General features: G+C 70.8%; 16 protein-coding genes. 9 read left to right on the plus strand and 7 right to left on the minus strand.

The features are described from left to right. Window positions 1–35 precede the first annotated feature (35 nt). Window positions 36–632, plus strand: coding sequence for a TetR/AcrR family transcriptional regulator (locus C4J65_RS21865; RefSeq protein ID WP_115743907.1), 597 nt, complete (start codon window positions 36–38; stop codon window positions 630–632). A 72-nt stretch (window positions 633–704) separates the two neighbouring features. Here C4J65_RS21865 and C4J65_RS21870 read toward each other — a convergent pair whose 3' ends face one another. Next, entirely contained in the window at window positions 705–1,100 is a 396-nt protein-coding gene (locus C4J65_RS21870) for a helix-turn-helix domain-containing protein (RefSeq protein WP_115743908.1), read from the minus strand. Between the two features lie 120 nt (window positions 1,101–1,220). Between C4J65_RS21870 and C4J65_RS21875 the strand changes: the two genes are divergently transcribed. Both C4J65_RS21875 and msrA read left to right on the plus strand, forming a co-directional pair. Beyond that, window positions 1,221–2,048 (plus strand): enoyl-CoA hydratase/isomerase family protein, encoded by an 828-nt coding sequence (locus C4J65_RS21875; protein WP_115743909.1) that lies wholly within the window; start codon window positions 1,221–1,223, stop codon window positions 2,046–2,048. Window positions 2,049–2,372: 324 nt separating this feature from the next. Continuing rightward, window positions 2,373–2,885, plus strand: a complete 513-nt coding sequence (gene msrA / locus C4J65_RS21885; RefSeq protein ID WP_115743911.1) for a peptide-methionine (S)-S-oxide reductase MsrA — start codon at window positions 2,373–2,375, stop codon at window positions 2,883–2,885. Between the two features lie 70 nt (window positions 2,886–2,955). On the opposite strand, the gene C4J65_RS21890 is transcribed toward msrA, so the two are convergent. Further along, window positions 2,956–4,074: a hypothetical protein gene (locus C4J65_RS21890; protein WP_115743912.1), complete on the minus strand. Its 1,119-nt coding sequence runs from the start codon at window positions 4,072–4,074 to the stop codon at window positions 2,956–2,958. Window positions 4,075–4,170: 96 nt separating this feature from the next. Between C4J65_RS21890 and C4J65_RS21895 the strand changes: the two genes are divergently transcribed. Then, window positions 4,171–5,325, plus strand: a complete 1,155-nt coding sequence (locus C4J65_RS21895) for a cystathionine gamma-synthase (RefSeq protein ID WP_115743913.1) — start codon at window positions 4,171–4,173, stop codon at window positions 5,323–5,325. Window positions 5,326–5,341: 16 nt separating this feature from the next. Here C4J65_RS21895 and C4J65_RS21900 read toward each other — a convergent pair whose 3' ends face one another. The 3 genes from C4J65_RS21900 to C4J65_RS21910 form a co-directional block, all read right to left on the minus strand. Further along, on the minus strand, window positions 5,342–5,599 hold the full coding sequence (locus C4J65_RS21900) for a hypothetical protein (protein WP_115746572.1): 258 nt from the start codon (window positions 5,597–5,599) through the stop codon (window positions 5,342–5,344). Between the two features lie 46 nt (window positions 5,600–5,645). After that, window positions 5,646–6,152 carry a sigma factor-like helix-turn-helix DNA-binding protein gene (locus C4J65_RS21905; RefSeq protein WP_115743914.1) on the minus strand — a complete coding sequence of 169 codons (507 nt, stop codon included), beginning with the start codon at window positions 6,150–6,152 and terminating at the stop codon, window positions 5,646–5,648. A gap of 145 nt (window positions 6,153–6,297) precedes the next feature. Next, window positions 6,298–6,804, minus strand: a complete 507-nt coding sequence (locus C4J65_RS21910; RefSeq protein ID WP_162833614.1) for a MarR family transcriptional regulator — start codon at window positions 6,802–6,804, stop codon at window positions 6,298–6,300. Between the two features lie 163 nt (window positions 6,805–6,967). On the opposite strand from C4J65_RS21910, the gene ilvA reads away from it, so the two are divergent. From ilvA to C4J65_RS21925, 3 genes are all read left to right on the plus strand, one after another. Further along, window positions 6,968–8,197, plus strand: a complete 1,230-nt coding sequence (gene ilvA, locus C4J65_RS21915) for a threonine ammonia-lyase (protein ID WP_115746573.1) — start codon at window positions 6,968–6,970, stop codon at window positions 8,195–8,197. Between the two features lie 160 nt (window positions 8,198–8,357). Beyond that, on the plus strand, window positions 8,358–9,365 hold the full coding sequence (locus tag C4J65_RS21920) for an ATP-binding cassette domain-containing protein (protein WP_115743916.1): 1,008 nt from the start codon (window positions 8,358–8,360) through the stop codon (window positions 9,363–9,365). Further along, window positions 9,362–10,219, plus strand: coding sequence for an ABC transporter permease (locus C4J65_RS21925; RefSeq protein ID WP_115743917.1), 858 nt, complete (start codon window positions 9,362–9,364; stop codon window positions 10,217–10,219). The genes C4J65_RS21920 and C4J65_RS21925 overlap by 4 nt, the downstream gene beginning before the upstream one ends. A 56-nt stretch (window positions 10,220–10,275) precedes the next feature. On the opposite strand, the gene greA is transcribed toward C4J65_RS21925, so the two are convergent. Together greA and C4J65_RS21935 are read right to left on the minus strand one after the other, a co-directional pair. Next, window positions 10,276–10,773 carry a transcription elongation factor GreA gene (greA, locus tag C4J65_RS21930; RefSeq protein WP_115743918.1) on the minus strand — a complete coding sequence of 166 codons (498 nt, stop codon included), beginning with the start codon at window positions 10,771–10,773 and terminating at the stop codon, window positions 10,276–10,278. Window positions 10,774–10,953: 180 nt separating this feature from the next. After that, a complete protein-coding gene (locus C4J65_RS21935; protein ID WP_115743919.1) occupies window positions 10,954–11,352 on the minus strand; it encodes a DUF4307 domain-containing protein in 399 nt (132 codons plus the stop codon). A gap of 147 nt (window positions 11,353–11,499) precedes the next feature. On the opposite strand from C4J65_RS21935, the gene mca reads away from it, so the two are divergent. Both mca and C4J65_RS21945 read left to right on the plus strand, forming a co-directional pair. Then, window positions 11,500–12,360 (plus strand): mycothiol conjugate amidase Mca, encoded by an 861-nt coding sequence (mca, locus tag C4J65_RS21940; protein WP_162833615.1) that lies wholly within the window; start codon window positions 11,500–11,502, stop codon window positions 12,358–12,360. Continuing rightward, a complete protein-coding gene (locus C4J65_RS21945) occupies window positions 12,353–12,589 on the plus strand; it encodes a hypothetical protein (protein ID WP_174855371.1) in 237 nt (78 codons plus the stop codon). Before mca ends, C4J65_RS21945 begins: the two co-directional genes overlap by 8 nt. Window positions 12,590–12,601 lie beyond the last annotated feature (12 nt).

Consider the following 12,601-nt stretch of genomic DNA (forward strand, 5'->3'; position numbering starts at 1 on the left):
TGTCCCGTTTATCAATCGGTGAAGGGAACGGCACGGTGAAGGACGGCGAAGCGGCGACGGGACAGGCGGCCTCCCGGCCCAAACGCGCGGACGCCCGGCGCAACGAGAAGAGCCTGCTCGACGCGGCCGCCGCGGTGTTCGTCAGATCGGGCGTGGAGGCCCCCGTGCGCGACATCGCGGCCGAGGCCGGGGTCGGAACGGCCACGATCTACCGTCACTTCCCGACCCGGGCGGACCTCATCATCGGCGTCTACCGGCACCAGGTGGAGGCCTGCGCCGAGGCCGGCCCCGCCCTGCTGGCGAGCAGCCCGACCCCGTACGCCGCACTCGCGAGCTGGATCGACCTGTTCGTCGACTTCCTGGTCACCAAGCACGGCCTCGCCGCGGTCCTCCAGTCCGACAACGCCGGTTTCGAGACCCTCCACGCGTACTTCCTCGACCGTCTCGTCCCCGTCTGCACCGACCTCCTCGCCGCCGCGACGGACTCCGGCGAGATCGACACCGACGTGCCGGCACTGGCCCTCATGCGCGGCGTCGGCAACCTCTGCATCGGCGCGGAAACCCCCAACCCGAGCTACGACGCGCGGCAACTGGTGCGCATCCTGATCGCGGGGCTGCGCGGGGCGGGCTGATCACGCCCGCACCGCCACCGTCATGGCCGGGTCGGCCGCCGCTCGCTCCGGATCGGCTTCACGAGTTCGGTGTCAGCGCTGGGTGCGCCGGTCGTAATCGCGCTGGTGCGACTGGATCTCGGCGGCGTTCGCGACGGTCCAGTCGTAGAGGCGGGCGAACGGCTCGCGCAGGGACTCGCCGAGGGGAGTCAGCGAGTACTCGACGCCGACCGGCGAGGTCGGCAGCACACGGCGCTCGACCATCCCGTTGCGTTCGAGCCGGCGCAGGGTCTGGGTGAGGACGCGTTGCGTGACACCGTCGAGGCGGCGCTTGATCTCGTTGAACCGGCGTGGTTCGGCGAGGACCGCCATCACCATCATCGACCACTTGTCGGCGATCTGGTCGAGGATCGGCCGGCTCGGGCAGTCGGACCGGAACACCGCGCCATGCTCGGCGACGGCCCGGTAGACGGCTTCAGAAGTGGTCACAGCGGTATCCTCCACGATCCCTAGGATGCCCAAAGTGCGTTATTGACGCAGGTCACGGGCGCTTCCACGCTAGGTATTCATCAGGAACCAAGATCCTGCCGGATACCTACAGGGAACATCATGAGCCACGACACGTACCAGACCTTGAGGGTCAGCCGGAAGAACGGAATCGCCCACGTCACGATCGACAACCCGCCGATCAACGTCCTCGGCGTCGCGGTCATGACCGACCTGCGGCGCCTGCTCACCGGCTTGGCCGGGGACGACACCGTACGCGTGATCGTGTTCGACAGCGCGGACCCGGACTTCTTCCTCGCCCACGTCGACATGACCGCCACCCCGGACGCCGTCGCCGGACTCATGGCCGACCTGCCGGACGGCGTCAACGTCTTCCAGGCCGTGGGTGAGCAGCTGCGCCGCCAGCCGCAGGTGACCATCGTCAAGCTCGCGGGCAGGGCGCGTGGCGGCGGAGCCGAGTTCGTCGCGGCGGCGGACATGGCGTTCGCGGCCATCGGCACGGCCGGGCTCGGCCAGATCGAAGCCCTCATGGGCATCGTTCCCGGCGGCGGTGCCACGCAGTACCTCACCGAGCGCGTCGGCCGTCACCGCGCCCTGGAGATCGTGCTCGGCGCGGACCTGATGGACGCCGAGACCGCCGAGCGGTACGGCTGGGTCAACCGAGCCGTACCCGCCGACCGGCTCGACGAGTTCGTCGACCGCCTCGCCGCCAACATCGCCGCGCTGCCCGACGGCGTCGTCGCGGCGGCGAAGTACGCCATCCTCCCCCGCGATCATTCCGATGGCCTGGCGCGGGAGAACGACGCCTGGGCCGAGCTCGTATTCCGCCCCGCCACGGCACGGCTCATGGGCGCCGGGCTGGCCGACGGCGCCCAGACCCGGGACGGCGAACGGGACCTCGAGGGGCTGTTCCGCGGTCTCGCCGGGTGAACGCGGGCAGTGCCGCCGGCGTGATCTGCCTCACGGCTTGACGCAGCGCTGCCACCGTTGCGGGAGGCTGCGGGATGAGCGGTTGCCCGGCGGCGGAGGTGGTCATCGCTACTCCCATGGGCGCGATGCTGGTCCCGCGCATCAGGCTGTCCGGCGGGAGCGCCGTCGCACCGCTCGAACGGGTGAGGCAGAACCGATACGCCCGTCCGGTGGCGTGGAATCCTTGTGGACCCCCGCGTGTTGCACACAGGGTGGACATGGAGGCCGGTGACGTGCGGGCCGATGGGCCCGGACGACCGAGCCGAGAGATTTTGGAGGGCCGCGATGGCTGCGCAGACACAGAGGGCCGTGCTGGCGGGCGGATGCTTCTGGGGGATGGAGGAGCTGATCCGTCGGCTCCCGGGCGTGACCGCGACCCGGGTCGGATACACCGGGGGTGACGTGCCGAACGCGACGTACCGCAACCACGGCACGCACGCGGAGGCCATCGAGATCCTCTTCGACCCCGAGGCGACCGACTACCGCGCGATCCTGGAGTTCTTCTTCCAGATCCACGACCCGAGCACCAAGAACCGCCAGGGCAACGACATCGGCCTCAGCTACCGCTCGGCGATCTACTACGTGGACGACGAGCAGAAGCGGATCGCCGAGGACACCATCGCCGACGTGGACGCCTCCGGGCTGTGGCCCGGCAAGGTCGTCACCGAGGTGGAGCCGGTCGGCCCCTTCTGGGAGGCCGAGCCGGAGCACCAGGACTACCTGCAGCGTTACCCGGACGGGTACACCTGCCACTTCCCGCGCCCGGGGTGGCGCCTGCCCGTCCGCAGCGAGGGCTAGCGAGGGCTGAGAAGCTCACCGAGAAGCGGTCCGGCCGGTTGTGGCCGGACCGTTCGTCGTGGGGCGGCGCTCAGTGCGGCAGTGTGGCCGGGCTGCCGCCGTTCGCCTCGTACCCCGCCACCGCGAGCGCGCGGTACACCGCGAACTCCGCGGCCGGGTCGACGGACAGGGTCCAGGGCAGGGCGCCCACGTGGCCGTCTATGACCATCAACTGGTTCATGGCCTCGGCCCAGCGCTCGCCGCGGACCAGGAAGAACACCAGAAGGTGGCGGACATGCGCCTGCATGGGGTCGTCCGGGCGGGCCGAGTGGACCGCGTGCAGGGCGCCGTGGACGGCCTTGGTGACGACCTCGCTCTGGTAGAAGCCGCTGACCAGATTGACCTCGGGCAGGTGCTCGAAGACCGCGAACAGCGGCATCGCCGCCAGCAGAGAACCGCGCGGCGCACGGGCGGCCGCCGCCTCCGCGAAGGAGTACGCCAGCTGCCGCGAGCCGTGCCACTTCTCGCACCAGTACTGCAGGGCGGCCAGGTGCGCACCCATGTGGTTGGGGGCGCGGTCCAGGATCTTCAGCCAGAGCTGCTCGAACTCCTCGCGCGAGTAGCCGAGACCACGGGCCACCGACAGCTCGACGATGTACGGGACCGGGTCCCCGGGCGCGAGGAGGGCCGCCTCGCCGCAGGCGGCCTTCGCCTCCTCCATGATGATCCGGAAGTCGTCCGAGCCCGGCGCCGACGTCCGCCACGCCTGCTGCACCAGGAACTCGGCGTGCACCGCCGCGCCGCCCGCGTCCTTGGGCGCCTCGGCCCGCCACACCCGCAGCCACTGCCCGCCCGGCGTCTCCCCGACGCCGCAGGGCCGCTGCCGCAGCTCCAGCGAAGCGGCACCCGCGAAGGCCTGCACGCGCTGCCAGCGCCGCTCGCCCTCCGCCTCCGTGCCGGCCAGGAGCTGCCTCGCCCCCCGGTAGTCCTGGGTGCGCTGCACCAGGTCCAGGACGTCCAGCAGGTCCTGGTCGGGCCCCGGCATCCGGATGTCCAGCTCCTCCTCGCGCGCGAAGCCGTAGTTCGCGGGGTCGGCGGCGTCCGGGTGGCCGGGCTCGACCAGGCCGACCGCGCCGCGCCGCCGCCGCGAGACTTGGAGCAGCACGAAGCCGAGCATGACCAGTGCCATCAGGACCCAGAGAATCTCCATGCCTCAAGCGAACCAGACGCCGCCGACAATTGGCCAACCCGTCCCCCGCCCGGTGGAAAACGCGCGAAGCGTTCCGCACGGCTACCCTCGGTGCCCATGAGCGACAGGCACATCAGTCAGCACTTCGAGACGCTCGCGATTCACGCGGGCAACACCGCCGATCCCCTGACGGGCGCGGTCGTCCCGCCGATCTATCAGGTGTCGACCTACAAGCAGGACGGCGTCGGCGGGTTGCGGGGCGGCTACGAGTACAGCCGCAGCGCGAACCCGACCCGCACGGCGCTGGAGGAGAACCTCGCCGCCCTGGAGGGCGGCCGCCGCGGTCTCGCCTTCGCGTCCGGACTGGCGGCCGAGGACTGCCTGTTGCGTACGCTGCTGCGTCCCGGTGACCACGTGGTGATCCCGAACGACGCGTACGGCGGCACCTTCCGCCTCTTCGCCAAGGTCGCCACCCGGTGGGGCGTGGAGTGGTCCGTGGCCGACACGAGCGCCGCCGCCGCCGTGCGGGCCGCCCTCACCCCGAAGACCAAGGCGGTGTGGGTGGAGACGCCCTCCAACCCGCTGCTCGGCATCACCGACATCGCCCAGGTCGCCCAGGTCGCCCAGGACGCCGGCGCCCGGCTCGTCGTCGACAACACCTTCGCCACCCCGTACCTCCAGCAGCCGCTGGCCCTCGGTGCCGACGTCGTCGTGCACTCGCTGACCAAGTACATGGGCGGGCACTCGGACGTGGTCGGCGGCGCGCTGATCGTGGGCGACCAGGAACTGGGCGAGGAGCTGGCGTTCCACCAGAACGCGATGGGCGCGGTCGCCGGGCCCTTCGACTCCTGGCTGGTGCTGCGCGGCACCAAGACCCTCGCCGTGCGCATGGACCGGCACAGCGAGAACGCGACCAAGGTCGCCGAGATGCTCTCCCGGCACCCGCGCGTGACGAGCGTGCTGTACCCGGGGCTGCCCGGGCACCCGGGACACGAGGTCGCCGCCAAGCAGATGAAGGCGTTCGGCGGCATGGTGTCGTTCCGTGTCGAGGGCGGCGAGCAGGCGGCGGTCGAGGTCTGCAACCGCGCGAAGGTGTTCACGCTCGGCGAGTCCCTCGGCGGCGTCGAGTCGCTGATCGAGCACCCGGGCCGGATGACGCACGCCTCCGCGGCGGGCTCCGCCCTGGAGGTACCCGCCGACCTGGTGCGGCTGTCGGTCGGCATCGAGAACGCCGACGACCTGCTGGCCGACCTCCAGCAGGCGCTGGGCTAGGCCCGGCCGGGAGGGCTCACCAGCCCTCCCAGCCGGTCACGGGCGGGGTCGTCTCCGAGGGCGGCTCCACCCACGGCTGCACGGTCAGCGCCCACACCGTGAACGCCACGACCGCGGCGCCCAGCAGCAGCCACATCAGGCGGCGGGCGGCGCTCCTGCGCCGCAGCATGCGGCCGCCTCGGCGGACGGCCTCAGCGCAGAGGTCGGGCGGCACGCGCGGGGGCGACTGCTCCATGATCTGCCGCGCGGCGGCCTCCCGCCGGGGGCGGTTCACCGGCACCTCCCCGGGCGCCACGCGCGCGTGCCGCTCGCCGGGTCCGTCATGGCGTCGCCGCCTTCGCGTCCGCCGTCACCGGGCGGGCCGGGGACGGCGGTGGGCGCAGCAGAGCGGCGGTCGCCCGGTCGCAGATCGTCCGTACCCGTTCCACGGGCAGGCCAAGCAGCGCGGCCGTCTGCTCCTCGGCGACACCCTCGTACAGCCTCAGCACCAGGAGCAGGCGTTCCTGCGGGGCGAGCCCGCCCAAGGGGCCGGCGGAGCGACGGCGGGCCCGGCCGAGAACGCCGTACCGGTGCCAGGCCTCACGGGCGAAGCGCGTGGCGAGGTGCTGGCGGGCGCGGTCGTACGGGTCCTCCCCGTGCAGCCGGTCCCAGTCCGCGTACGTGTGGGCCAGACTCAGGGCCAGCAGGCGCCGGGCACGCGGGTTGGCGTCCGGGGCCTCGGCGGTGAGCAGCGTGGCCGCGTGCAGAAGCCGCCCGGCCGCACCCGCGACGAACGCCTCGAACTCGCGGGCCCGGCGGGCATTTCGGGACGCATGCCGTTCTCGCACCGCGCCTCCCGCCCAGACGGCGACGACCCCTGAGGTCTCATATCAGGCCAGGGGTGGGCCGCCGGTCAAGGGTTCGGTGCGAACCCCGCTCCGGAAAGCTCTGGAAACTCTGGGAAAGCTCTCCGAATGCGGCGGGAAGGGCCGTTCAGGAGCCCGAGGGCGCCTCGCTGGGCGACACGCCGGACGGGGCCATACGGGCGGACAGGGCGCCGTTGAAGCGCGCGAGGAGCGCGCAGAACGTCTCGCGCTCCTGCGGCGCCCAGTCGTGGGTCAGCTCGGCCATGAGCTGACGCCGGGAGGAGCGGACCTCCTCCAGCCGTGCCACGCCGCGCGGCGACAGCTGGAGGACCACCGCGCGTCCGTCCTCGGGGTGCGAGGTCCGCTTGACGAGTCCGGTGTCGACGAGCGGGGCCACCTGCCGGGTGACGGTCGAGGAGTCGATCCCCATGCTCGCGGCGAGCGCCTTCACGCCCATCGGGCCCTCTTTGTCCAGGCGGTTGAGCAGCAGGTAGGCGGCGCGGTCCATGGAGTTGCGCACCTGTCCGACCCCGCCGAGCCGGGTCTGTTCGGCACGTCGGGCGAAGAGCGCGACCTCGTGCTGGAGCGTCTCGAGAAGACCGGTGTCACCGGCGGTCGTCATGTCCATCGACATTTCAGGTGTTGTGGGCATGGCCGGGGGCTCACTTCGTGGAGGGCTGCTAATTGGGGGACAGGGTACGCGGCCGGGCGGCAAGGCGTACCGGCGCTGGGCAAAGCGGGTCTCGGAGGTTGGTCACAACGGCGCGCGGCGTCCGGGAACTGCGATGCTGGAAGGCATGAGCTACAGCACGGCGTCCCGCGTCGCTCCCGTCACCCTCGACGACGTGCGCGGAGCCCAGAAGATGCTCTCGGGCGTGGCGCGGGTGACGGCCATGGAAGGCAGCAGGCACCTCTCCCAGCTGGTCGGCTCCCCGGTGCACTTCAAGTGCGAGAACCTCCAGCGGACGGGCTCGTTCAAGCTGCGCGGCGCCTACGTGCGGATCGCCGGGCTGCTCCCCGAGCAGCGGGCCGCGGGCGTGGTCGCGGCGAGCGCGGGCAACCACGCGCAGGGCGTCGCGCTGGCCTCGTCGCTGCTCGGCGTGCGCTCGACGGTGTTCATGCCGCAGGGGGCACCGCTGCCGAAGATCAGCGCGACCCGGGACTACGGCGCCGAGGTGCGGCTGCACGGCCAGGTGGTGGACGAGACGCTGGCCGCCGCGCAGGAGTACGCGGAGCGGACCGGGGCGGTCTTCATCCACCCCTTCGACCACCCCGACGTCATCGCGGGCCAGGGCACGGTCGGGCTGGAGATCCTGGAGCAGTGCCCCGAGGTGCGGACCGTCGTGGTCGGCATCGGCGGGGGCGGGCTGGCGGCCGGGATCGCGGTCGCGGTGAAGGCGCTGCGGCCGGACGTGCGGATCGTCGGCGTGCAGGCCGAGGGCGCGGCCGCCTACCCGCCGTCGCTGGCCGCCGGGCGCCCGGTCGCCGTCGAGAACCCGGCGACGATGGCCGACGGGATCAAGGTGGGGCGGCCCGGCGACGTGCCGTTCGGGATCGTCGGCGAGCTGGTGGACGAGGTCCGCACGGTCTCCGAGGACGAGCTGTCCACCGCACTGCTGCTGTGCCTGGAGCGGGCCAAGCTGGTCGTGGAACCGGCCGGGGCGAGCCCGGTGGCGGCGCTGCTGAGCGAGCCGGACGCCTTCGAGGGGCCGGTGGTGGCGGTCCTGTCCGGCGGCAACGTGGACCCGGTGCTGATGCAGGGCTTGCTGCGGCACGGCATGGCCGCGCAGGGCCGCTACCTGGCGGTCCGGCTGCGGCTGACGGACCGGCCCGGGGCCCTGGCCACGCTCCTCGGGGTGTTGTCAGTGGTCGACGCTAACGTCCTCGACGTGAGTCACGTCCGAACCCATCCGCGGCTCGGGCTCACGGAGGCGGAGGTCGAACTGCACCTGGAGACGAAGGGCCCGGAGCACTGCACCGAGGTCGGCCGCGCGCTGCGGGAAGCGGGATACACCGTCATCGCCTGAGCCCGCCAGGGGCGGCGGCAGCCACTTCGTCACTCGTTCGAGCAACTGCATTGTGAGACGCGATACATCGCGTTATGGTGTGTCGTAAATCGCTCGCTGAGCGCGGCGAAACGTACAAACCTAGGCTTTCCGAAGAATCCCCGACGACGTGGAGACTCATATGCCAGGCGCCATCTATGCCGAAGGTTTGGTGAAGACCTTCGGTGACGTAAGGGCTCTGGACGGCGTCGACCTCGACGTTCCCGAGGGCACGGTCCTGGGCCTGCTCGGGCCGAACGGCGCGGGCAAGACCACCGCCGTCCGCTGCCTCACGACCCTGCTGCGCCCCGACAGCGGCAAGGCGGTCGTCGCGGGCATCGACGTCCTCAGTCAACCCAACGAGGTACGCCGCTCCATCGGCCTCTCCGGCCAGTTCGCCGCGGTCGACGAGTATCTGACCGGGCGGGAGAACCTGCAAATGGTCGGCCAGCTCTACCAGATGAAGGGCAAGGCCGCGAAGGCACGGGCCGCCGAGCTGCTCGACCAGTTCCACCTCTCGGACGCCGCCGACCGCCCCACCAAGACGTACTCGGGAGGCATGCGCCGCCGGCTCGACCTGGCGGCCGCCCTGGTCGTCTCCCCGCCCGTCATGTTCATGGACGAACCCACGACCGGCCTCGACCCCCGCAACCGGCAGGAGCTGTGGGAGGTCATCAAACAGCTGGTCGCAGGCGGTACGACCCTCCTGCTCACCACGCAGTACCTGGAGGAGGCCGACCACCTCGCGCACGACATCGCGGTCGTCGACCACGGCCGCGTCATCGCCCGGGGCACCTCCGACCAGCTCAAGGCCCGCACCGGGGGAGAGCGCGTCGAGGTCGTGGTCCACGAGCGCGGCCACATGGGGACCGCCTCCGAGGTGCTCGCCGGATTCGGCAAGGGCCCGACCACCGTCGAGGAACACACCCGCAAGCTGACCGTCCCCGTCACCGGTGGCGCGAAGCTGCTCGCCGAGGTCATCCGTGAGCTCGACGTCCGTGGCATCGAGATCGACGACATCGGCCTGCGCCGCCCCACGCTCGACGACGTCTTCCTCTCCCTCACCGGCCACGTGGCCGAGGTGGAGGACGAGACGAGCGCCCCGGCGGACGACGCCGACCACGAGCAGGAGAAGGAGACCGCCAAGTGAGCGCCGCCACCGACGCCGCGCCGGTCGCGGCGCCCGCCAACCCCTTCGGCCAGTCCGTCCGGGACTCGCTGGTCATCGCCCGCAGAAACCTGATCCGGATGACCCGGATCCCGGAGATGGTCCTGTTCGGGATCATCCAGCCGGTGATGTTCGTGGTCCTCTTCACCTACGTCTTCGGTGGCTCGATGAAGATCGGGAACACCACCGACGCGGGCGTCTACAAGGACTTCCTGATGGCGGGCATCTTCGCGCAGACCGTCACCTTCGCCACCGCGGGCTCGGCGGCCGGGATCGCCGACGACATGCAGAAGGGGCTCGTCGACCGCTTCCGCTCCCTGCCGATGGCCCGCGGCGCGGTCCTCACCGGCCGCACCGTCGCCGACCTCGTGCAGACGGCCGTCACCCTGCTCATCCTCGCGATAGTCGCGCTGATCGTGGGCTGGCGCACCGGCTCCGCCGACCCCACCAGCGCCGGTGAGATCCTGGCCGGGTTCGCGCTGCTGCTGCTCCTGGGATACGCCTTCACCTGGATCGGGGCGCTGATCGGGCTGTCCGTGCGTACCCCGGAGGCGGCGACCTCGGGAGGGATCATCTGGCTGTTCCCGGTGACGTTCATCTCGAACGCCTTCGTGGACTCCAGCCAGATGACGCCCTGGCTGCGCCACATCGCCGAGTGGAACCCGTTCAGCGCCACGGTGCAGGCCTGCCGCGAGCTGTTCGGCAACCCCGGCGTCGTGCAGTCCGACGCCTGGCCCATGCAGCACCCCGTCTGGGCCTCGGTGATCTGGTCCGTCCTGATCATCGCCGTCTTCCGGACACTGGCGGTGCGCAAGTACCGCTCGGCGGCCAGCTGACGACGAGCCCCCGGCGTCACGGGGACGTCGGGGGCTCGTTGACGGTGGGCTGCGGGTCAGCCGTTGTACGGCTCGGCCTTGAGGATCTTCACCGAGGCCGGCTTGCCGTTGGGCAGCTCGTACTGTGCGTCATCGCCGACCTTGTGGCCGAGGACGCCCGAGCCGAGCGGGGACTGCGGAGAGTACGTCTCGATGTCCGAGCTCGCGTACTCGCGCGAGGCGAGCAGAAAGGTCAGCGTGTCGTCCTCGTCGCCGTCGAAGGCGATCGTGACGACCATGCCGGGCGCCACGACGCCGTCGGCGGCCGGGGCCTCGCCCACCTTGGCGCTCTCGAGCAACTGGGTCAGCTGGCGCACGCGGAGCTCCTGCTTGCCCTGCTCCTCCTTCGCCGCGTGGTACCCGCCGTTCTCACGCAGGTCCCCCTCCTCGCGAGCCGCGGCGATCTTGGCAGAGATCTCGGTGCGCGCAGGACCAGTAAGGTATTCAAGCTCCTCCTTGAGCTTGTTGTACGCCTCCTGGGTCAGCCAGGTGACGTTCTCGCTGGTCTGGGTCACGGGTGCTCCTCGTTGGTACTGGGAATACAAATCAACGCCCTACCCAGAAGGATGTTCCTTCACGGAAGGGCGAAACCACGAGCCTAACAATTCAGTGGCCAAAGGGGGAGGACATAAGCCGCCAGATTCATGTCGGCGCAGGTCAGACGGCGGGTATTGGCGCCAGTGGGGCCCGCTGGATCACTCCGGGTGGCAGCCGAGCAGCTCGGCCGTCGTCCCGGCGGCCTTGGTCCGCAGCGTGACGACCTTGTCGACGCGGGTGTCGTCCCCGTCGAAGCGGAAGTCGGCCCGGCCCACCTCGTCGCCGTCCTCCGCCTGGGAGCGCACCGTGCAGTAGCCGGTGACGCCGGCGTCCTTGCGGACCTCCAGGTGCACCTGCACCGAGTCCTCGGCGAGCTCGAAGCCGATCAGCTCGCCGCTGATCTTGTTCTGGCCGACGTAGTGGTAGCCGAACCAGCCGATCAGTGCGAGCAGGAGCGCGCCGAGCACGGCGCCGACGACCTTGAGCGTGCGGTCGGCCTGCTCGTCCGAGGAGCGGCCGTACCGACCCTGGGGCGTCCGCGTGCTCGGCGTACTCATGATCGTCCTCTCCGCGGGAGCGGGGCTTCCCGGGCCCCGGAATTATTCCGCTCCCGATTCGGTCACTATAGAAGCCTGCGATTGCGCCGCTGCACGCCGGGGCGCCGACTGACCGAGGATTGAGTCTTGACTGACCAGCTGCGACTGATGGCCGTTCACGCCCACCCCGACGACGAGTCGAGCAAGGGCGCGGCCACCATGGCGAAGTACGTGTCCGAGGGGGTGGACGTGCTGGTGGTGACCTGCACGGGCGGGGAGCGCGGCTCCATCCTCAACCCGAAGCTCCAGGGGGACGCGTACATCGAGGAGAACATCCACGAGGTGCGCAGGAAGGAGATGGACGAGGCCCGGGAGATCCTGGGCGTGCGGCAGGAGTGGCTCGGCTTCGTCGACTCCGGGCTGCCCGAGGGCGATCCGCTGCCGCCGCTGCCGGAGGGCTGCTTCGCCCTGGAGGACGTCGACAAGGCGGCCGGCGAGCTGGTGCGGAAGATCCGCTCCTTCCGGCCCCAGGTGATCACCACCTACGACGAGAACGGCGGCTACCCGCACCCCGACCACATCATGACCCACAAGATCACGATGGTGGCGTTCGAAGGTGCGGCGGACACCGAGAAGTACCCGGAGGCCGAGTACGGAACGGCGTACCGGCCGCTGAAGGTCTACTACAACCAGGGCTTCAACCGGCCCCGCACCGAGGCGCTGCACCACGCGCTGCTGGACCGCGGGCTGGAGTCGCCCTACGAGGACTGGCTCAAGCGCTGGTCGGAGTTCGAGCGCAAGGAGCGCACCCTCACCACGCACGTGCCCTGCGCGGACTTCTTCGAGATCCGCGACAAGGCGCTGATCGCGCACGCCACGCAGATCGACCCCGAGGGGGGCTGGTTCCGGGTGCCGATGGAGATCCAGAAGGAGGTCTGGCCGACCGAGGAGTACGAGCTGGCCAAGTCCCTCGTGGAAACCTCCCTCCCCGAGGACGACCTCTTCGCGGGCATCCGCGACAATGCCTGACATGAGTGCAAGCGCAAGCCTGGCAATGACGCACCTCGTCACCCTCGCCGAGCTCGACGAGGACAAGGTCACCCCCGGTGTCCTCGGCTTCATCGTCTTCGCGGTGATGGCCCTGGCGGTGTGGGGTCTGATGAAGTCCATGAACCGGCACATGGGCAAGGTGGACTTCAAGGAGCCGGCGGAGCAGGACGCCTCCGGCGGCCCCGAGGCGAAGCCCCAGCGGGGCTGACCCCGGTAGCGG

Origin of the sequence: Streptomyces sp. CB09001 (genome assembly GCF_003369795.1) — a bacterium.
Lineage (GTDB): Bacteria > Actinomycetota > Actinomycetes > Streptomycetales > Streptomycetaceae > Streptomyces.